The sequence below is a fragment of the Mesorhizobium sp. WSM4846 genome (assembly GCF_055811415.1).
The window spans coordinates 1-20,581 of sequence record NZ_JBVVPZ010000034.1; the positions used below are offsets into that span (position 1 = coordinate 1).

14 protein-coding genes and 9 pseudogenes are annotated in these 20,581 nt (G+C 57.5%); 14 read left to right on the top strand and 9 right to left on the bottom strand.

Features of this window, described 5'->3' with window-relative positions:
- The 5 genes and pseudogenes from AC0L15_RS24015 to AC0L15_RS24035 form a co-directional block, all read left to right on the top strand.
- Positions 1 to 290, top strand: a 290-nt coding sequence (locus AC0L15_RS24015; RefSeq protein ID WP_473497269.1) for a cupin domain-containing protein, incomplete at its 5' end; no start/stop codon positions are given.
- A 195-nt stretch (positions 291 to 485) separates the two neighbouring features.
- Positions 486 to 1,617, top strand: a pseudogene (locus AC0L15_RS24020) (IS110 family RNA-guided transposase).
- A gap of 285 nt (positions 1,618 to 1,902) precedes the next feature.
- A pseudogene (locus AC0L15_RS24025) lies at positions 1,903 to 2,907 on the top strand (IS5 family transposase).
- Positions 2,904 to 3,266: a hypothetical protein gene (locus tag AC0L15_RS24030; RefSeq protein ID WP_473497271.1), complete on the top strand. Its 363-nt coding sequence runs from the start codon at positions 2,904 to 2,906 to the stop codon at positions 3,264 to 3,266. The pseudogene AC0L15_RS24025 and the gene AC0L15_RS24030 overlap by 4 nt, the downstream one beginning before the upstream one ends.
- A gap of 81 nt (positions 3,267 to 3,347) precedes the next feature.
- A pseudogene (locus AC0L15_RS24035) lies at positions 3,348 to 4,264 on the top strand (IS110 family RNA-guided transposase); the annotation flags it as partial.
- An 80-nt stretch (positions 4,265 to 4,344) separates the two neighbouring features.
- Here AC0L15_RS24035 and proB read toward each other — a convergent pair.
- Entirely contained in the window at positions 4,345 to 5,187 is an 843-nt protein-coding gene (gene proB / locus AC0L15_RS24040) for a glutamate 5-kinase (protein ID WP_473497273.1), read from the bottom strand.
- Between the two features lie 355 nt (positions 5,188 to 5,542).
- On the opposite strand from proB, the pseudogene AC0L15_RS24045 reads away from it, so the two are divergent.
- A pseudogene (locus AC0L15_RS24045) lies at positions 5,543 to 5,628 on the top strand (IS6 family transposase); the annotation flags it as partial.
- Between the two features lie 379 nt (positions 5,629 to 6,007).
- Here AC0L15_RS24045 and AC0L15_RS24050 read toward each other — a convergent pair.
- The 4 genes and pseudogenes from AC0L15_RS24050 to AC0L15_RS24065 form a co-directional block, all read right to left on the bottom strand.
- A complete protein-coding gene (locus tag AC0L15_RS24050) occupies positions 6,008 to 6,553 on the bottom strand; it encodes a recombinase family protein (protein ID WP_473497274.1) in 546 nt (181 codons plus the stop codon).
- Complete coding sequence (locus tag AC0L15_RS24055) at positions 6,541 to 6,849, bottom strand: recombinase family protein (protein ID WP_473497276.1); 309 nt, start codon at positions 6,847 to 6,849, stop codon at positions 6,541 to 6,543. The genes AC0L15_RS24050 and AC0L15_RS24055 overlap by 13 nt, the downstream gene beginning before the upstream one ends.
- Before the next feature lie 110 nt (positions 6,850 to 6,959).
- A complete protein-coding gene (locus tag AC0L15_RS24060) occupies positions 6,960 to 7,133 on the bottom strand; it encodes a hypothetical protein (protein WP_155249177.1) in 174 nt (57 codons plus the stop codon).
- Between the two features lie 299 nt (positions 7,134 to 7,432).
- Positions 7,433 to 8,057: pseudogene (locus AC0L15_RS24065) on the bottom strand (IS110 family transposase); the annotation flags it as partial.
- Positions 8,058 to 8,678: 621 nt separating this feature from the next.
- On the opposite strand from AC0L15_RS24065, the gene AC0L15_RS24070 reads away from it, so the two are divergent.
- From AC0L15_RS24070 to AC0L15_RS24105, 8 genes and pseudogenes are all read left to right on the top strand, one after another.
- The gene (locus AC0L15_RS24070; protein WP_473497278.1) at positions 8,679 to 11,300 is read left to right on the top strand and encodes an AMP-binding protein; all 2,622 of its coding nucleotides are present in this window, start codon (positions 8,679 to 8,681) and stop codon (positions 11,298 to 11,300) included.
- Between the two features lie 52 nt (positions 11,301 to 11,352).
- Positions 11,353 to 12,195 carry an aspartyl/asparaginyl beta-hydroxylase domain-containing protein gene (locus tag AC0L15_RS24075; RefSeq protein WP_473497280.1) on the top strand — a complete coding sequence of 281 codons (843 nt, stop codon included), beginning with the start codon at positions 11,353 to 11,355 and terminating at the stop codon, positions 12,193 to 12,195.
- 361 nt (positions 12,196 to 12,556) lie between these two features.
- A complete protein-coding gene (gene alr / locus AC0L15_RS24080) occupies positions 12,557 to 13,726 on the top strand; it encodes an alanine racemase (RefSeq protein ID WP_473497282.1) in 1,170 nt (389 codons plus the stop codon).
- A 1,103-nt stretch (positions 13,727 to 14,829) separates the two neighbouring features.
- Positions 14,830 to 16,068, top strand: a complete 1,239-nt coding sequence (locus AC0L15_RS24085) for an ATP-grasp domain-containing protein (RefSeq protein WP_473497283.1) — start codon at positions 14,830 to 14,832, stop codon at positions 16,066 to 16,068.
- A 272-nt stretch (positions 16,069 to 16,340) separates the two neighbouring features.
- A pseudogene (locus AC0L15_RS24090) lies at positions 16,341 to 16,541 on the top strand (glutamate 5-kinase); the annotation flags it as partial.
- A 113-nt stretch (positions 16,542 to 16,654) separates the two neighbouring features.
- A pseudogene (locus AC0L15_RS24095) lies at positions 16,655 to 16,895 on the top strand (IS21 family transposase); the annotation flags it as partial.
- Positions 16,896 to 17,200: 305 nt separating this feature from the next.
- Positions 17,201 to 17,431, top strand: a pseudogene (locus tag AC0L15_RS24100) (amino acid kinase family protein); the annotation flags it as partial.
- Positions 17,432 to 17,565: 134 nt separating this feature from the next.
- Positions 17,566 to 17,777 (top strand): annotated as a pseudogene (locus AC0L15_RS24105) (IS21 family transposase); the annotation flags it as partial.
- Between the two features lie 12 nt (positions 17,778 to 17,789).
- Here AC0L15_RS24105 and tnpB read toward each other — a convergent pair.
- The 4 genes from tnpB to AC0L15_RS24125 all read right to left on the bottom strand — a co-directional run bounded on the left by tnpB (position 17,790) and on the right by AC0L15_RS24125 (position 20,564).
- Positions 17,790 to 17,915, bottom strand: coding sequence for an IS66 family insertion sequence element accessory protein TnpB (gene tnpB / locus AC0L15_RS24110; RefSeq protein ID WP_473497285.1), 126 nt, complete (start codon positions 17,913 to 17,915; stop codon positions 17,790 to 17,792).
- Between the two features lie 261 nt (positions 17,916 to 18,176).
- A complete protein-coding gene (locus tag AC0L15_RS24115) occupies positions 18,177 to 18,476 on the bottom strand; it encodes a transposase (protein WP_473497287.1) in 300 nt (99 codons plus the stop codon).
- A 272-nt stretch (positions 18,477 to 18,748) separates the two neighbouring features.
- A complete protein-coding gene (locus AC0L15_RS24120) occupies positions 18,749 to 19,606 on the bottom strand; it encodes an ABC transporter permease (RefSeq protein WP_473497289.1) in 858 nt (285 codons plus the stop codon).
- 13 nt (positions 19,607 to 19,619) lie between these two features.
- A complete protein-coding gene (locus AC0L15_RS24125; RefSeq protein WP_473497291.1) occupies positions 19,620 to 20,564 on the bottom strand; it encodes an ABC transporter permease in 945 nt (314 codons plus the stop codon).
- Positions 20,565 to 20,581 lie beyond the last annotated feature (17 nt).

Here is a 20,581-nt window from a genome sequence, read left to right on the forward strand (position 1 = left end):
ACCTTTCAACCAAACAGTTCACGCCTCTGCTGACGCGCGTGCGTGCGCACTCGATTGAGGAGTTTTCCAGAATCGAGCATATGGGGGAGGAATTCTTCTATGTTCTGTCGGGTGAAGTGCTGCTGTATACCCAACACTATGCGCACATTCGTCTTTCCCCGGGGGACAGCAGCTACTTCGATTCAACCATGGGACACGCACTTGTCTCGGCATACGAGGACGATGCATTGATTTTGTGGATCGCCACCAGCGTTCACGGATGCTTGTGCGGGAGAAACCCTCTAGTCTAGCTTAGCAGGATGTTGAAAAAGGCGCTCGCTCTTGGCCGCGGTCGTGATTCATTTTTCTCTGAAGGGATTGGAGGATGAATCGTGCGGGGCAGCGATAGTCGGACTGGCGAACTATTCAGATCCCGTGAGGAGGGGATAGCGACCGGCGCGGTGGCAAAGTGAGGTCGCCAAAACATCTCACCTTGGAAGCTAAACATGCCAGCCGCAGTTCGCCAGCTGGAAGCACCGACCGCTATCCGCACCCATCTTGGGGCAATTTTTGTGTCGTTGGAATTGAGCCGCTCGACATGGCTAATCACGTCGCTGTGCCGGGTGGCGGAGAGAAGATGTCGAAGCACATGGTGGCGGCGGGCGATGTCGCCGACCTGCTAGCGCGGTTTCCCGAGCTCAAGCGGAGGGCTGAGGCGCGAAGCCGGGACATGCTTTCCGAGCATCGTGATCCAGGAAGCGGAACTCGACGGCTTCTCGGTCCACCGGGTACTGGAGGCCGAGGGGATCGAGAGCCACGTCGTGGATCCGGCCTCGGTCGCCACGTCGCGTCGGCGGCGACGGGCCAAGAAAGATCGACGGCGAGGCGCTGGTACGTGTCGCTGCTTGCCTACAAGCGAGGCGAGCCGCGTGTGTGCGCGATGCTGCGGGTTCCCACACCCGAGGAAGAAGATCGCCGCCGTATTGCACGCGAGCGGAAAGCATTGACGAATGAGCGCACACCCCACGTCAATCGCTTCAAGAGGCTGCTGTTTGCGCAAGGCATATCCGGCCATGAGCCGTTGCGCCGCGACCGGCGCGAGCGGCTGGAGGAACTGAAGACCGGCGATGGTCGCCCGTTGCCTGTTCATCTGAAGCGGCAGATTGGCCGCGAACTCGACCGGCTCGAGCTGCTGATCGACCAGACCAAGATGGTACAGGCCGAACGCGACGCCATGCTACTGCTGAGCTGGCCGTCTCGCCCGCTCCGGCGATGCTGCTCGCTCTGAAAGGCATCGGAACGGAGTTTGCCGCCGTCTTGTGGCCGGAAGGTTTGTCCCGCCACTACGATAACCAGCGACAGCTTGTCGCCTATGCCGGCCTGGCGGCGACGGCCCAGGAACAGTGGTGCGATCGATCACGAGCAGGGGGTGTCGAAATCCGGTAATCCGAGCCTGCGAACGACGCTGGTCCAGATGGCCTGGCTGTGGGTGCGCCATCAGCCGCGGTCGGCACTCACCTTATGGTTCAAGGAGCGGGTGAGCAGAACAACGCCCGGCTGAAAAAGACGATGACCGTGGCGCTCGCCCGCAAGCTGCTCATGGCGCTGTGGAAATACGTCTCAAGGGGGCAACCATGACGGTCGCCCGATGCGCTACATCCACCGAATTCTGCTATCTTCCAGGACCTGATCTGTCCTGGCGGATCCAGGTGGACGAACCGGCACGTAGCGTGGCTTCAAAATGCCGTTGTCTCAGAATGGTCTCGTCTCCTGAGCCCTTGTCCGCCGTAAGCGGGATGTTGGTGCGGCTGCTTCGAACAGCGACCGTATATAGCTTGGATCTGGCTCGGGGAACGAGCCGGGTCATGCAATCGGGCTCAGACCACCCCAAAATGCGGAGCCTAAAGCCTTGACACTCCTCACATAAGCTACGTGGATCTTGAAGCGCGGGTTCGGTGAAACCGTCCGCTGCGCGCATCCAGGGGATCGTGAACGAGGCACTGTCGGCACTGGCGGAGGATTCGCGGCGCTGTATTCGCCAATTGGGCGACCCTCGATCCCGCCGGAGAAGCTCTGAGGGCGATGCTTTTGCAGGAATTCTACTCAATCCGCTCGGAACGGCTGCTGATGGAGCAGCTGGAATATGATCTCCTGTTTCGCTGGTTTGTCGGGATCGGCGTCGACGATCCGGCCTGGAACCGTTCGGTGTCTCGAAAAACCGGGACCGGCTGCTTGAGGGTGACATTGCGGCTAAGTTCCTTGCTGCGGATCACTTTCAGCCGACGGCACGCTGGGCGAGGCCTGGCTTCGATAGAGCGTCAAGCCACAAGATGGGGCGGGTGAGCCACCTGCCGACGGCGGCGGGCGCAATGTGGAAGCGGACTTCCACAGGCAGAAACGGTCCAATGAGACGCATGCTTCAACCACCGATCCCGACGCCAGGCTCTACCGCAAGGGACGCGGCAAAGATGCAAAGCTCTGCTTTATGGGGCATGGGCTGATGGAGAACCGCCACGGCCTTTTGGTCGACGCCTGCCTGACATTCGCAGACGGCCATGCTGAGCGGGTGGCGGCACTGCACATGATTGAGCCGCGTGCCGACCGGCCGGGCGATCACGCTCGGTGCCGACAATGCCTATGAGGCGGAAGACTTCGTCAGTGAACTGCGCTCGATGAAGGTGACGCAGCACATGGCGCAGAAACGGGCGCAGTTCGGCAATCGATGGCCGCACGACACGGCACGCCGGCTATGGTGTCAGCCCGCGCATCCGCAAGCGCATCGAAGAGGCATTCGGCTGGATCAAGACGGTCGCCGGGCAGAACAAGACAAAGTTCCGGGGGCGCGACCGCGTCGGGTGGGCCTTCACCTTCGCTGCCGCCGCGTACAATCTGGTGCGGCTTCCGAAGCTGCTGACGGTGCCGACATGATTGCGCCAGCAGGCTGCCAACTGATCGGCCGCTGGCGCATCGTCAAGGCTGATATATGGGATCGCGGCTATCTCGATCTCGGCGGACCAGCCACGATCACCATCGGAGCGGCAAGCACGGCGAGATCGCCTTCGGCTCTCTGCAGGCCGGTCTCGACCTCGGCTACGGTCCTTCAACGGTCTTCTTCACCATGGGTCGGCTTCGACGAGATGGACGAGGTCACCGGCGACGGCTCCGCGGAATGGCTCGACGACGGCTCGATCGAGATCACATTCGCCTATCACAACGGCGACAAGGCCATCCTCAAAGCCAAGCGGGATCCTTCTTCAATAGATGGGGTGACTGGGGTCGGCCCCTAGCTGAAATGAGGGCGGCTGCTCCTGTCGAGATGTGAGAACGTGGTCGATGTAGATCGTCATAAAAATCAGGAAAGAGCAGCCATGAAGTATTTTGCCGGACTGGATGTATCTTTGGAAGAGACCGCCATCTGTGTCGTCGATGAGAACGGCCGGATTGTGAAGGAAGGGCGGGCGGCGAGTGAACCACAGGCACCTCTTCATGCCCTCCCGAAAGTCGATCTGCCGCTGGAAAGCATCGGACTGGAAGCCTGCTCGCTGGCGGCCTGCCTTTATGATGGTATCCGCGCCGAAGGATGGCCGGCCGTCTGCATTGAAACTCGACAGGCCAGCGCAGCGATGAGACGATGCCGAACAAGACGGATCGGAATGACGCACGCGCCCTAGCGCAGATCATGCGCACCGGCTGGTACCGACAGGTGCATGTGAAAAGCCAGCAGTGTCGGCTTTGGTGTTCCTTCCTCGTCGCTCGACGCACGGTCCTCAACGAAATGCGGACGATCGAGAACGTGGTCAGGTCGATTCTTCGGGAGGCCGGCCTTAAGACTGGCAGGCCAAGCCGTTCAGCCTTCGCCGATCGCGTGCGCGAACTGATTGGCCGACAATATCGTCATGGCGCTGGTCGAGCCGCTCCTGGGCGATCCTGGCCACGATGCTGCGCGAGTTCGGGCGACTGACAAAGCAGGTCCTCGATATCGCCCGCCAAGAGCAATTATACGGCGGCTGATGAGCGCGCCCGGCGTCGGGCCGATCACTGCGCTCGCCTTCCATGCCACGATCGATCAGCCGGACCGCTTTCGCCGGTCAAGGGATGTGGGCGCACATCTGGGCTTGACCCCGGCACGCTATCAATCCGGTGAAACCGACATTCAGGCAAGGTCAGCCGATGCGGCGACGACCTCGCCCGCACGGCCCAGGCCCTCTATGAGGCGGCGCATTCGCTGCTCGTGCTCAGCAAGAAATGGTCGGGCCTAAGGGCATGGGGCATGAACTTTAGGAAGAGCTCCACGACCTCAATAACCAGCCACGCCGCACGCCCCTTAGGTCTGCGGCAAACAGTCGGCACAGGTGCCCGGGTAGCTCAGTCTTTAGCGCGCGGAAAAAACCATGTTGACGGGCCACCGTTCTCGATCGCAGCAAGCGGGTAAGGTTTGTTTCCTTTCGCAATGACCATTTTGCAGCCCGCGTCCGTGGCTATCCTTGCCGCCACCAACTTTGTTACCATGCCACCCGAACTATGGCGAGCAGGCGAGTAACCAGCCATGGCTTCTATTTCGGGGGTAATACATCGCACCTCTGTCACCAGACGGGCCAACGGATTGTCATGTGGATCTTCCGTGAAGAGACCATCTATGTTAGAAAGCAGAATGAGAACCTCGGCGTCTACCATCTGCACAACCCGTGCCGCTAACCGATCATTGTCACCAAAACAAGTCTCGGCCGTTGCGGTTGTGTCGTTCTCGTTGACAATGGGTACAACGCCAACTTTGAGAAGTTGTTGAAAGGTTGACCTCGCATTGAGGAAGCGATGCTGGTCATCTATATCTTTGCGTGTTAATAATACCTGCCCTAGGCCAAACCCATGCCGTTTTAAGCTCTGTTCGTAGGCAATCATAAGTCGAACCTGACCAATCGCGGCGGCCGTTTGCTTCTCCTCAATTCGCAGAGATCTATCCAGCTGATTGAAGTGACATGATCCAAGCGCGACAGCACCGGAAGTGACGATGATCACCTGCTGCCCGCGGGCTAAAAATCGGACGACGTCCTCTATCAGCGTCTCTAACCAAGGACGGCGTACCTCTCCGGTCTCTGTATCGGCAATCAGTGCGGAGCCAATCTTCACGATCAGCCGGCGAGCCGAAAGCAATTGGACCGCGCTCGCTATCTCTGACGTTGAGTGTTGCTGCACTGGAAGTGACGACATGTTTCTCCCAATCTCCCTTTCTTGATCATCATGACCTGCAGCGCGCTGAAATACCTCAGCATATCGGAGCTTACTATCCAGGCCCTGCGTCTAAGAGCAGACTGAGCACACAGATTGGCCAGAAGACGGTTGTCGGTCGCAGATGCGTAATGCCTTTACTGTCTTCAACAGCATAGAGGTGCCCAGAGGATAGGCATTCCCGTCGACCTGCGTCTCTCTCGTGCTCTCGATTGCACCAATGTTCGGCGACGATCACCTCCTCCCTGGCGACTAGCGAGGCCAGTCACCTCAGCCCAAGTCGTAGAGGCTTAGGCTCGGAATCTGCAATGATCGGCGGCATTCGTTTTGATAGGGCCAGCGATTCCTTTCGACTCACGACAGATCGTCAATCTCTTCCGCCGTCCTGCAAACAGCAACGCGGCCGATCATCGGAAGGATTGAGCTCAGGCCTTCGCGATTTGGGTCGGCGGCTCCTGCCACCTCGCTTTGAAAAGAGCAAATCTCGTGCCAGTAGGCTGATCGAGCCGAAGAAAAAATATTCTGCTTATTATTCAACCTTCAACTAGAGTGCGGCAGGACGCCGGGCCGCACCGCACCGTGGCGCGGACCTGACAAACCCGACAGCAGGTGTCGGTCGCCGCGTATTCCCCAAGACTGGCGGACAGGATCCCCCGCGGGAACAGCGCAATCACACGTCATCCAACCGCATTCCGCATTGTCCGATGTCGGACCATCGACGTAGCCGGTATGGGAGCCATCATGCTGTTTAGAAGCGATTTTCTTCTTTGGCACGGTACATGCACAGTGAGCTGCGAACGCATCATAGAGTGAGGAGAATTCGTCCTTTGCGCACCGGCCCCCGCGCGCCATCATGCTTGCCGTTGGCATCGTCAGCGATCAGCCGTTGGTTCCTTTCAAACTCCGCCCAGGACAAATAGCCTTCGTGATGGTCAATGAGCAAGACACCCCAATCTGAACGATCTTTGCGACGGCCTCGCACGATTCGCTTGCGGCCGTTTTCGATTATCGTCCGACTTCCGGTTCGGCCAAAGGCGTAAGCGCCGGCATAAACAGGATTGGTGAGAAGATTGCTCACCGTCGTACAGACCGGAAGCTTCCACAGCACCTGCCGTTGTCCGGAGTTCCTGGAGTTGAGGTACGGCAACGCGACCTGGTCGCTTCGAAGCGACAAGAACACTTGGCGGATGCTTTGCATTTCGGCAAAGCGGGTGAAGACCAACCCGATCGCCTCTCGCACACGCAGGTCTGGATCTATTTCGATCTTGTCGCGGCCCATTTTCATATAGCCGACAGCTACCGTGAAGAAGAGCTCGCCCCGTCGTGCCTTCTGCTTCAAGGCTTCCATCGAACGGGCCCGCAGGAGCCACAGTTCGAGTTGCTCATCGCCCCTTTCATCCCCAGCAACAACCGATCGTTTGGATGGCGTGGTTCATAGATTCCATCCTCATCGACAATCACCGTGCCAACCAGTCCGCAAAATTCGATCAGCGTGCGCCAGTAGCGTCCATTGCGCGGCAGCCGCGACACTTCGATCGCAAAGACGGGACCGACGCGGCCTTCGCAGATCGCTGCCAACAGCTTCTCGAAGCCCGGACGACTGACGCCTGACCCCGAGCGGCCAAGGTCGTCGATGACTGTCACATCCGTCCAGCCAAGAGCATGGGTACGGTCGGCAAGTCCATATTGACGTGTTGGCAAGCTGATCGACGGTGGATTGCCGAATGTAGATGAAGGCGCCGCGCGCCAGGTGGTCAGACGTGATCTTCATCGCCGGCCTCCGTCACTGCGGGGACGCTGAGTGTTTCCGACAGCAGCGCGCTCACCAATGGCAATAACTTCGTCCGCTCGGACGCTGCTACCGGCACCGGTGGGGTCTTGGGCACGAAGAGATCGAATTGGCGGTGACAGGGTTGCCGTTGCTTCATGCTTGTCTCCTCCTTCGTCACGGGAATCGTCACACAGCAAGGTTAGACAGCCATCGAGCTCAAGACGAAGTTCGTGCAGATACGCCAGCGGCAAACGGGGACGCTCCGTCATCATCATCGCCTTCGCTTGATCTTCCGTTATCCAGATCGGCAGATGCGCCAGGGTGCCGTCAGGCTGGCGGATGGTCAGACTGACCTCGTCACCACGACGATTGCGCCTGGCAACAGTAACCGTTTCCCCGTAACGGGGATGGAAACGGTAACGGATAATCGTCTCACCCGACTGATAGCGGGTAGTATGAAGCTATTGCCCCGACACCTGGCGCGCTCATGCAGGCAATCTTCAGCATCGCGCGGTGCAGCCGGGTAAACTCGTTCCACAATGCGGCCCGGGCGTGCAGCATCGCGCCGATCACGGTCGCAAGCATGTCATGGCCTTATGACATCGCGAATGCGCGCCTCGAAACGCCCGCTCACCTCGCCAACCTTGAGCCCGTAACCGCGTAGGATTCCGCGGACGCTGAGCTCGATGTCGAGCAGCTTGGCCCGCAATAGCTTACGGCCGACCAGCAGTGCCCGCACCTCCTGGGCATCTGCAGACTTGCGTGCACAGGACGGTACCAGCCCATGCGCAGCAACTGCGCGATCCCGCGGGCATCTTTGTGATCCGTCTTCACCGGCATCGCCGACAGTGCCGCATTGCCGTGTCTCCAGCAACACCACCTCAGCCGGCCGTCGACCAGATCCTCGCGCTACCACTGCGACAGTGGGCCCGCCTCAAGGCCGACGCGGATGACCGGCAATCCCAGATCGGGAATTGCTGCAACAGTGCCTCGGGCTCGCTCGCCACCTTCGTCTCTCGCACGATCTTGCCCGATGAATCCACCACGCAAACGCCACATCAGTTCCTGCATAACAGTCCATGGTTGTCCCTCGCTTGATGCTTGGGGCCGACACAATCGGCCCCGTCCAAAATCATCACCCTGAGGGACAGCCGCCTTCTTGGCTATTCGAGGAGCGCCGGCCCATTACGGCATCGTGACGACGTGTGCTTCGTCGGCATCGGCGCACCGTTGGCGGCCTGCAACGTCGCCCGGCTCCCCCACGCACCCGACATCACGCTCATTTCCATGGGCTTGCTCATGCCGGCCGTCGGTCGCGGTCAGTTGACGTGACAACACCGTTGGAGTTGCCCCTCCTCGCACTCTGTATGCCTGCGACCCGGCGCCTCTCGCGACCCAATTCGCTGGTCCATTGTCAGAAGCCTGACAAAATTGCGTCGGAGCAAACAGAATCTGACGCGAAAAGCCAAGATTCTGAACTAAATCCAGCTTTCTGAGTTGGCACGGCCCTTGCGTCGTGAACTGTGACGTCCACCCAAGAACGGAGCCGTTCGCTGTCCGTACCGCTGATTTCGCTCGACAGCCTGACTACACGACATCCTTCGACCAGGTGCCGGCGACGAAACGGTTCACACCGATGTGCCTGGTTGAAGGCTGAAAACTGCAGGGCGGTTGACGGAGAACTGAAATGGGGAACTCTACGATGCAGACTCTAATACCAACCCTGTCCGGTCCGCGCCGGCCGCTACGTTTCGGCCACGTCAAGATAGCCGATGTTATTGCCCAGACGTTGGATAAGTTTCCGTCGAACACCGCTGTGCGTACGAACGACGGTGACGGCGTAAGCTACCGGGAGTTAGGGAAGTCCGCGTCCAGGCTTATGGAGCGCTTCGAGGCCATCGGCATCCGCCCCGGTGATGCGGTCGTCATCAAGCTTCCCCAATCAGTTGATTTGATCACGGCCATTCTTGCTACCCAAATGCTGCGCGTTGCCTTAGTCCCTGTTGATCCGCTGGAATCCGACCAGCGGTTGGATCATATACTCCACAAGACGAACGCCAGTGCAATAGTTAGTCAGGATCCAAGTGGTTCGATGCACGTTGAGCGACTTCCGACACGTCGTCGCATCAGCCCAGCGTTCCCAGACGTCGCGTACATCATGCACACGTCCGGCAGCACGGGAATCCCGAAAGGGGTACCGGTTTCCCAGGCAGCTCTTCTGAATTTGATCGACTGGTATATCGACATGATCGATTTCTCGGAGAGCGCCAGCATTTCGCAGCTTACGCGGTCAGCATTCGATTTCTCGATCCCTGAGTTCTTCGTACCATTTGCGACGGGCGGGGCAATAGTCTTGCCCACCACCCAACTGCAGGCACAGGTCATTCAAACAATCGAGTTCCTAATTCAAAGCGGCACAAACGTCATCCAGATGGTTCCAACGCTGTTGCGACGCTTCCTTGGAACTCTTGAACGTCTCCCCTCCATGGCGGAGCGGTTCACTGATCTCAGATATGTAGTCAGCGGTGGTGAATCTTTACCGGATTCGATGAGGCGGCGATTTTACTCGATTCTGCCCAACGCGACGTTGATAAACAGCTATGGACCAACCGAATGCTGTGTTGCCGTTAACTACCACTATTGCCGTCGTGATGATGCCGACCTCCCAATGTTCACCGGCAAACCAGCGTGCAACATCGACTTCTTTGTCCTCGATGAGAACCAATGTAACGTTGGGTTTGAAGCCGAGGGCGAGCTCTGGTTAGGAGGCGTGCAGACGTCGCAACGCTATGTGGCTGACGAAGTCCAATCGAAACTGCGCTTCGTGCCATGCATGACGGCCAACGGCGAACAAGTGCTGTACCGCACTGGTGATTATGTCATGGCATCGGAAGAACATGGATTGCGACTTCTCGGGAGAAGGGATGATCAGATCAAATTTCGAGGAACCCGACTTGAGAAGGGGGAAATTACCAGCGCGATCGATCGAACAGGCCTGTGCGCGGACTCGGCGGTGGTCGTAGTAGATAGAGAGGGCGGCACGGGCCAGGAGCTGGTCTGCATTGTGACGCCCGCGAGCGCCGACGCGGATGAAGTTCGTCGGCGGCTGTCGGATGCGCTGCCGAATGATCGTGTGCCGAGGCTCATCGTGCCTCTTATCGAGCTCCCGTGTACTGCCAATGGGAAACTCGACCAGCGCGCCCTTGAGAGAACTGCCAAGCAGGCGCTCAGGGCGAACGGGAAGCCTGCCGAACACCAGACTTGCAATGCAACGGAGTCACCATTGGACCATTTGCTGGCTGCGGTACACGCCGTCACGGGACGATGGGTACCACCCAGCATGACAGCTCGGGAGTGCGAGATTGATTCACTGAGATTCCTCGAGATACAGCTCAAGCTGGCCGAAACCGGCCTCATGTTCGGCAAGGACGTCTATCAAGAGCAAGACCTGTCGATCAAGGAGTGGGCAAGGCGAATTCAACCGGTCGCTCGCAGCGCATCTCGAGCAGGTACCACAGGCAGGAACGGACAGGCTGCCCAATTTCGGGACGAGCTCGGAAAAGTTATCGAATACATTGAAACACAGCTCCCCAGCACGATTGTGTTGCATTCTTCTCTTGTAGCGTTGAGGAATGTAACTGCGGATGACGTATCATCCATTCTACTTGACGCGATAGAGCGCGTATCCGCGACGTGCACGGTTATTTTCCCAGCGTTCACATTGAGTTACTGCGCCACGAAGCATTTTCATTGGACAGAGACCAGGTCCGAAACGGGAGTGTTGGCCGATCTTGCGCAGCGACATCTCCTCGCCCGGCGCACCAAACATCCCGCCTATTCAATGGTCGTGACCGGCCCGAGAATGCACGAACTGTGTGATACAGACTGGTGGAAATGCAGCCCGTTCGGTGAAGACTCGATATTTGGCGACATAAGCCGCTCAGCTGGTTTGATCGTCGGCCTGGGGACGTCAAGCTTTACACATGTGCACAGGTGCGAACTGCTAGCGGATGTGCCTTATAACAAAACGGTCAACTTGCGGGGGCTCGCCGACTTCGGAGGAGGCCCGATTGATGTGTCGACGGCGGTTTATATTCGCGACATCAAGGGCCGACCTGAGTATTCATTTCTTGCACACGATACTACGCGTGACGTTTGCGAAATGAGAGATGTTCTGCGGCAGTTTCCCATAGCTGGGACCTACGCGAGGCTAGTCAACGCAAGAGACATGGAGGCCGTACTGGTTCGCGCAATGCGCAATGAGCCATATGGCTTTCTCAGGGAAGAGGGACGGAAGGAGGCACGACGCGCATATCCTGATTGAGTCAGTTGAAAGTACACTTGATTCTTTGAACTTAGATAACTCGGAGCTGGAAATGACAACGAAGATTTTAGGTATAGTCGGTCTTAATAAAACGCGGCTGGCAGCCGATCTAGACATCTTAGCGAACACAAAGTTCTCGAGCGCATATTCGGATTTCGCCTGCGGGAGGTGGGAGTCGTGCGTACTCCGCAACCAGTCTGGACTGCAGGAGGAGGATACTCTCGTCAGCCACGATGCCCGAGCTGTGGCAACGCCTCTGGGCCAATCCTTACCGTATCTCAACGAATTGATGGAGACACACTTCGATACGGAAGCTATACGTTACGCTAGGATTATACGTATATCGGACAACGCTTGTATCATTCCTCACCGTGATTACTTGGAACTGGATGCAAAGTTCGTAAGAGTGCACTTGGCCCTTGAAACGAATGAAAAGTGTACCAATACAGAATTGGATAAAGCCTACCACATGAGATCCGGGGAGATTTGGTTTCTCGACGCGAGCATACCGCACAGCGCTGGGTGTTTCTCATCAACGCCACGAGTGCATCTGATAGTCGACTTCGAGGGGACTTGCCACCCCGACGCGGTTGTGCGCAATGTCGAACAGCCATTGGCAAGAGATGAGGTGGTCGATACCCGCGAGGAGTGGACCAACGAAGCGCTCGAACGCGTTCTGGGATTATCAGAGATTATCAGCGAGGCCAATTACCGAGAGATTGTTTCTATTTTGGCGAAGATTCACTTCTTCTACAAGGTCGACTGCCAGGCTATGTACGCTTGGCTGAAGGAACTATGTCGACGTCGCGGCGACCCCGCGCTTATCAAGAAAACCGACGCGCTCGAACGATTCTGCCTTATTGATCGTGCAGCCGGCGAAGTCATGACTTATTGAGTGTTCGTGCGTTTCAATCTGAAATCAGGAACATGAGGGATATGCCGCGATCGATCAGTTCGAAGAGCACAATGTTCGCGCGCAGTCTGCATTTTGAGCCCACCGACCTTCCTATTGGGCGAGGGTCCTAGATAGGTCGGACTTGGGTGCATTGCAGGCTTCGGAGAGCGGGGGGCCTCGGGCTCCCATCCTCAGATGGTCGTGTCGTCTAAAGAAGAGCCGAGCTAGGCCCAATCGAAAGGCGGCACGACGGCCCCGAGATTCGCATGACGGCTTCACGTTTGCAATGGAAACATTGGTATGGCTGTAGGGGGTTGTGCGCGTCGAGAGGCTGAGGCTTTATGAAGCGGGCCTGGATACTATGAGCGAGCAGAAGATGTTTTCTTTAGAGCGGCCTGCCAGTGTCGTATTCGAGATCAATCGGGGGGCGATACAGGCGAACTTCCAGACCATCTCGGCCCTTGTTGGGCCAGACGTAAGGGTAGCCGCTGTCGTCAAAAGCGACGCCTACGGGCTTGGTCTCGTAGAGATCGCAGGGGCGCTCATTGATATCGGCTGCGATCTGCTCTTTGTCGCCAATCTGCACGAAGCGCTGCTTCTACGGTCGTCCTATCCAGGCGTGGCAGTTGCGGTGTTTTGCGATGAATTTGCGAAGTTTAGCCGATGCTATCGCTCCAACGACCTCATACCCGTTGTGAACAATTGCGGTGAATTGGATGCTATCAGTGCCACAGGGGAGACGCAACCATACTTTCTCAACGTGGATACGGGGTTCGCGCGCCTTGGGCTCGCTTTTGCCGACGTGCGGCGCATGTGCGTTTCTGGTATGTTCGAAAGGCATCGTCCTTCGGCCGTACTCAGTCACCTCGCATGCAGCGACTGCGTTGCGGACCCGACTAATGCATTGCAAAGGAACCGCTTCCGGGCAATCTACGATCTGCTTCAGCCCACCCGTGGCAGCCTTGCTGCCTCCGCCGGTGTGTGGCTAGGTAAATCCTATCATTTCGACATGGTGCGGGTGGGCTCAGCACTGTACGGGCTCAACAACGCTGGGATTCAGCCAAACCCTCTGCAATCCGTTGCCAGCCTCCGAGCAAAGATACTCGACGTGCGTAATGTGGCAAGGCATGAGGCTGTTGGATACGGCGCGACGTTTCGTACGACCCGAACCAGCCGCGTAGCCATTGCGGGGATCGGTTACAAGCATGGCCTTCCCTGGACCTGCGCGAACAAGATATACGTTCGGGCTGCTGGATGTACGGCTCCTCTAATCGGAAGAGTATCCATGGAATACATAACGATAGACGTAACAGACGTACCTGAGGGGCTTTGTGGTCCAGGTAGATTTGTGGAATTGCTGGGTAAAGATTTCACCGTCGATAACCTTGCAGCGGCCGCTGGCGTCAATCCACAGGAAGTGCTAACGCGCCTTGGTGCCGGTTGCGCAAGAAAATATCTGAATTCTTCCGTTTCATCTGCGGTCGCCAATCGCGACTCGGATGACGCGGACCATCAAGTGTCCTCATCATAAGCTCCTGCGTGCGATCCAGCGGTCGGGGGGAAATCCACCCCACGGTGAGCTGAAACCAAAACAGAGCGAGAACGGCGGCGACCTGGGGATTATGCGCCGTCCTCCGCGCGCGACCTTCGAGCGAGGGCAAGCAGATAGTCCGACACGAACTCCGATTTCAGCAAGAGTCTGCCCATTTTACTTGCGCGCCGATCTTACACGTCGGGGCAAGTCCTTCCCTCGATCCCCCGATTGTCAAGCCGGTCGCATCTTCATGCGGCATTGACTGAGGCCTCGGCCAATTCGCTAAGCAGCCATGGCTGGACGTCTCGGAACGTCATCGCATGCCGCCGCCTATGAAAGGATTGCTCCAAATCGATGGTGGCCACCAGGAAATCCTCCTCGTCAACCTCCGCTTCGGTAACGATCTGCCCGAAAGGATTGACGATCTAGCTTCCGCCGAAGAAGAAGGAGAAGTCTTTCTGCTTGCCGACCGTATTGCAATAGGCTGTCCACATTACATTCTCCGTCGAGCGCTCGCGTAAGGTGTTGGCCCAGCCCTCATGAGAGCCGGATGGGCCCGCCGAGATCACCAAGTTAACAACCCGCGCCGCGGATTGCATATAGGCGCGTAAGCTCAGGGAAACTTGCATCGTAGCAAATCTGGGGGGCCACCTTGCAGTGCGGGTCGAACACCGGCGCGCTGCGGCCTGGGCGAAGTGAAGTAGACACCCTCGATATAGGGATGGAAGGTGCCCAAATATCTTATCGTACTACCCGATTACGTCAACCCAGGAAACAAAGAGAATTATAGCACAGATCTGGGAATCCTGCCGATCTGCGCCCCATACCCATGACGATGTAGAGAAAAAACAGGATCAATAACTGGTCAAGCTGGCTCCCTTGAACATCGCAATATCCGAAATTCATCGAGACGCTCCGCGCCAGACCGTCGGCGATCAAGGCTTCGCAACATATCGTTCAACTTAATTCACAGAATCTTTGCCACCGCAAATAGCTGAAATGGTACGTTCACCACAAAGTCTGAGGTCAGGCAGGGTAAAAAGTTGATGCCTGTTCACCACTCAGATCGCCGCACAACCCGCAACGGAGGGTCAACCCCAATGGAAAGAAGAGCGCTCATCCTAGTTGAAGGCCATGCAAGGGGTAATGGTCTGCTGTACGTTCAAGCGGCCCGTCGTCTCGGTCTCCATCCAATTACCCTGTCCTCTAATCCAGCTCAATACGACTATCTGGCGGCGGAAGGGCTTGATTCAATCTGCGTCGATACAGACAATCTCGATGCGCTGATCCGCGAATGTTCTCGGCTACGTGAGACCTACGACATTGCTGGCATCACCGGCTTTACGGACCACGATGAGTCCATCTATGCGACAATCGGCAAGCTCTGCCGGTACTTCGATCTACCGGGACCGAACCCCGCATCGATTGAACGATGCTGCGATAAATTCACTCAACGTCAGCTCCTTGCGGAGGCCGGTGTTCCAGTACCTGCTTATCGCTTGGCCGCGAATGCAACGGACGTAAAACGCTCTGCCGCGGAGATCGGCCTGCCGGTGATCCTTAAGCCAGCTGTAGGCAGCGGCAGCAGTGGCGTCCGATTATGCCGGAACGTCGATGAGTTAGCCGAACATACGACCTATCTGTTGGGCGGGAAGCACTCGTGGCGGTCCTCGCCAAGGATCCTGGTCGAAGAATTCGCACAAGGCCCCTTTTACTGCGCTGAGATAATGGGAAATGAGGTCATTGGGATTGCCGCCGCTGACTTCGGCCCCCCACCGCAGTTCCTCTTTCGCGAGACGACCTTCCCGGCTCCGCTGACCGATCACGAGCATGAGCATATGAGCGATGTTTCTCAGAGCTGTTTGCGAGCTCTCGGCCTTGGCTGGGGGCCAACGAACATCGAATTCCGGTGGACGAAGCGTGGCGCAGTCGTCATTGAAGCCAATCCGCGCCTTGCTGGCGCGCCCGATCCTCAACTGGTTCAGCTGGCTTACGGTGTTGATCTCATCACCGAGCACGTCAAGCTTGTCATCGGCGATGAATGGAATTTGCGCAGAAGGCATTCGCACACTGCAGCCACGCGGACCCTGGTTCCCGATCGTGATGGTACCCTCGATTGGATTGGTGGCGACCGTCGGGCGGCTGCCTTATCAGGTGTGACCGAGGTTAAGTTTTATGTTGGACCCAAGACGCCGATTGTCAGGAAAGGCGATTATCGAGACTACATCGGCCATGTCGTCGCTGCTTCGCCCAGCCTTACTGAGACTAAGGCGATACTTGAGCGGGCTGTCGACCTAATCAGCTGGTCCATCACACCATTTCCGCCCCTTGACGAATAGGGGCAATCACCGACCTCTCACGGGAGGTGGCGCCAGATGGCAGGTGATCTTCGCCGAACATTGGTGCAATTTGAGGGCATGAGAGAGACGCAGGTCGACGACGATGCCTATATTCGGTTCTGGGCAGTTGAAAGCATTTCGGCGCGAGAAGGCCCTGACGCTCAGGAAACGGGAGATTGAAGAGGCATGTCTTCACTTCTAGTCTAGCGCAGTAACATTCAACGGCAACAATAACGAGCCCGGTCCGATTGCTTTCGGCTCGCCGGCTGATCGTGAAGATTGGCTCCGCACTGATTGCCGATGCGGAGACTGGAGAGATACGCGGTCCTTGGCTTGAGACCTTAATAGAGGATATCGTCCGATTTTTCGCACGCGGGCAGCAGGTGATCATTGTCACCTCCAGTGCTGTGGCGGTTGTCTCACAACACTTCAATAATCTGAACAGATCTCTGCGAGTTGAGGAGAAGCAAACGGCCATCGCGATTGGTCAGGTTCGACTCATGTTTGCCTATGACCAGAGTTTAAAACCTCATAGGCCTTGGGAATATCTCAATCGTGTTACGTCTCTGATCCGGCGCGTCGCCAACATGTTCGGCGCTCGCAGCTCTCCGGCCACGTCACCGTCAACGCTCACATACCCAACGAGCGTGGCGCCATTCCAACACGACACAGCCAACCTGATCATCCGCTCGACCAGGATGGTCTCAACGCCGCTATCCTGGTCGAGCGGATGATGCGCAATTGGGCTGGAACAGGGTTTTCGCGCGGCCATGGGCATCCTGTCGCTCTCGCCGCGCAATGACCGGGAGCGCACGGAGGCGGTTTGTGCGTATTTCAGGCGAACGTGACCACGATTTCACCGCATCGTGAGCAAGGATTTCGCGGATCGTGAGCAGCGATTTCAGGCGATCGTGAGCAACGTTTTCGGAGGTGCTGGACGCTTCGGCCGACAACGCAACTGGCTACAGGATGCCTCGCTCAAAACGAGGAAGCCTGATGCATCGATAATCTCTTGGTTGGCGGTTTGGCCTGGGCCAACTATTATTAACCAGAAGATATAGAGAACCAGCATCGCGGCCTCAATGCAGGGTCGAGCCTTCAACAACTTCTCAAAGTTGGAGCCGTACCCATTATGAACGAGAACGACACGACCGCAACGGCCGAGACTTGTTTTGGTGACAATGATCGGCTGGCGGCACCGGTCGCGCAGATGGTAAACGCCGACGTGCTCATGCTTTCGAACGTAGATGGCCTGTTCACGGAAGACCCACACGACAACCCGTTGGCCCGTCTGGTGACAGAGGTGCGATTCATTACCCCCGAGATAGAGGCCATCGCGGGTCATTCGCTCGCTCGCCACAGTTCGGGTGGCATGGTGACAACAAGGATTGCCATGGAGGCGGGCTGTGAAATGGTCATCGCGAAAAGAAACAAATCTTACCCGCTCGCCGCCATCGAGAACGGCGGGCCATCAACGTGGTTTATTCCGCTCGCCAAAGCCGGCCGACGCGCCACGTCGGCAAAAGCCACCTCGAACTGCTCTAGGAGATCGAGCGGGCAGTCTTGAGGCGGCACCGTTCGATATGCCGAATGGAAGACGGCCAAGGTGCTCGGTTCCGCATTGGCTGATCGGCCGCAATACCCAGGTCCGGCTCACCCATCGGGTGGTCGAGATCTTCCAAGATCACAAGCGCCTGACGGAACGCGTCATCGCGCGCAGTCTAGGGATCAGCAATGGCGTCGTCCTCCGTCCCGTCGAAGTAGACGAGCTTGATGCGGTCGGCCCGCTTGGCCCGGAACACGTAGACCGCGCCCGAGAACGGATCCGCGCCCATCGCCTCGCGCACGAGCGCGCTGCCAGACTTCCGCTCCCTTGCGGAAGTCGACCGGCTTCGTCGCCACCATGACCTTGACCGCTCCCGTTGGCCCGATCACGACGTCGCCCTCCAGCGCGCGGATCACCGCTGCAACCGTCTTCGAATCCGCCCCACGACCCACCCGCATTGCGATGCCGTCGATCTCGAGCTCGATCACACCAGCGTTTCGAGCCGGCTCCCGCTTCCTTGGCTGTGGCGGATGCTTCGCCGCAGGCTTCCGAGGCGCCGCCGTCACCACTGCCGGCACGAATATGGATTCCGATATCGCTGTCTCACCATCGGCCGGCGAGCAGCCCGACGCCAGGTGAACAATTGCTGCGGGGAAAGTCCATACCGGCGTGCCACAGCACAAACCGTCTCGTCGGCCTCGTAGCTCTCCGCCACTATCCGGGGCCTTCTCCTCCGGCGGCCACTCACGCCGCCGACCCGAACCAGTGAAGATCTCCAGCCGACGGTCCGGTTCCTCGCCCCTGGAGTTAAGACGTAAACTCTGAAATCGTCATATGTCGAAGCCCTCAAAGCGTCGAACATCGTCCCTTACATCCACGCGCGAAAGGTGCCGCCGGAACAGCGCTTACACAAATTAAGAAGCTGCCGTTTATGGACGGGCACTAGTCAAAAGCCGTGGACTGAGCACAGCGGTTACTGGGGAGGTAGCCCTGAGCACCGAGTGCGGCCGGCGCGCCCTCGATTTGATTTTGGCTCTTCCTGCGCAATTTGCGTAGCCTCATCGGCGCTGGCCTTGCGGCCGAGGTCCTTTCGCGCGTAACGACAAACACGCTGCAGCGTTCCTGCCGGTAGACTTAGTCGGGTAGCGCGAAGCGCGGATCAAGCATGTCGCGAAGGCCATCCCCTATGAGATTGATTGCGAGCACGACGGTTGCGATCACGACGCTCGGATACAATATCAGATGCGGCGCTACCAACACGAAGCTACGTCCTTCGGCAACGATGTTGCCCCAACTCGGGTGCTCCGGTGGAACACCAACACCCACAAAGCCGAGATAGGCCTCGAATAGAATAGCCAATCCACAGATGTATGTCGCCTGGACAACAATCGGTGCCAATGCGTTTGGCAGGATGTACTTGAAGAGCAGCCGGATCGTACTAGCACCATACGATCGGGCTGCTTCGACGAACACTTGTTCGCGAAGAGTCAGCGTAAGGCTTCTGACCAAACGTGCGACAACAGGAACTTCGGGGACTGCCAAAGCAATAATGACTGTTAAGATACCACTTCCGAATATCGTGGCCAACGCGATTGCAAGCAGAATACCCGGTATTGCCATGATTCCGTCCATGAACCGCATCAAGACGGCACCAGTCAACCTACTCGTGCCACCGACGAGACCAATGATGGTTCCTACAACTATCGCCAATGCCGCAGTGCCAACTCCTATTGCAAGCGATATCTGCCCACCATAGAGCACACGGGTCAGCACATCCCTCCCAAACATGTCAGTTCCAAGTACATGTTCGTAGTTGGGTGGCATTAGTCTGTACGCCGGGTTGATCGCCAAGGGATCAGTGTCAACGATGTAGGGGGCGCAGTAGGATGCCACGACTACCAGGAGCAGTAGGAATGCAGCGGTTGGCCCGGCCCCCGGCGAGCGCAAATTTCTCCACGACCGCAATCGATTGGCCATTTTGTTGAGTGCCATACTTTTCGACTCCTCAGGTGTATTTTATTCGGCGGTCGATGAGCGGGTACGTGAGATCGACGATCAGGTTTATTGCAACGTAGACGATTGCGCTCAGCAGCAAGACACCCTGGATAACGGGGATGTCCTTATGCTGAATAGCCTCGACCAGAAGCCGTCCGACACCGGGAATTGCAAACACGGTCTCAGTGATAACAACTCCGCCCAGCATGGCTGCAAAGGAAGTCCCGACAATCGTGACGATCGGAACACCAACCAACCTTAGGCAATGCCGCGTAATGATCGCAAACTCGCTCAGGCCTTTCGCCCTCGCAACCCGGATGAAGTCCTGGCCAAATATCTCGATGGCGCTTGCTCGTGTAATACGAGCGATCAAAGCGGTCTGGGTAAATCCCAACATGATCGACGGAAGCACCACGTGTCGCGCGAGCTCGCCAATTCCCTGGCTGATGCCTGCGAAACCCTGGACCGGCAGCAAACCAAGTGACACGCCGAAAGTGAAGATCAGGAGATACCCGATCAGGAAAACCGGAACCGACATGCCCGCTACACAGAACAAGAGGACGAACCGGTCCAGAACCGTCCCCGGTCGATGTGCCGCCAGCAGCCCCAGCGGCACAGACACAACCACCGCGATCAGGGTCGCCGTGGTCGCGAGCGTGATCGTCGGCTCGACACTCGACAGGATTAGACTCATCACCGGCTGCCCGGAGAAGAGCGACACACCAAGGTTGCCGTGCAGGGCATCACCCAGCCACAGAAAGTATCGAGTAACAACCGGAGCATCGAGTTGAAATCGCTCCCGGATGGCCTCAATCTGAGCGGGCGTCGCATAATCGCCCGCCATGATCGCTGCCGGATCGCCCGGACTTAGATAGACCAACCCAAATACAACCGCTGTCACTACCCCGACGATAGGAATGAGCGAAAGAATTCGGGTAATGATGTATCTGATCATATTCGCCTCTTAAGTCC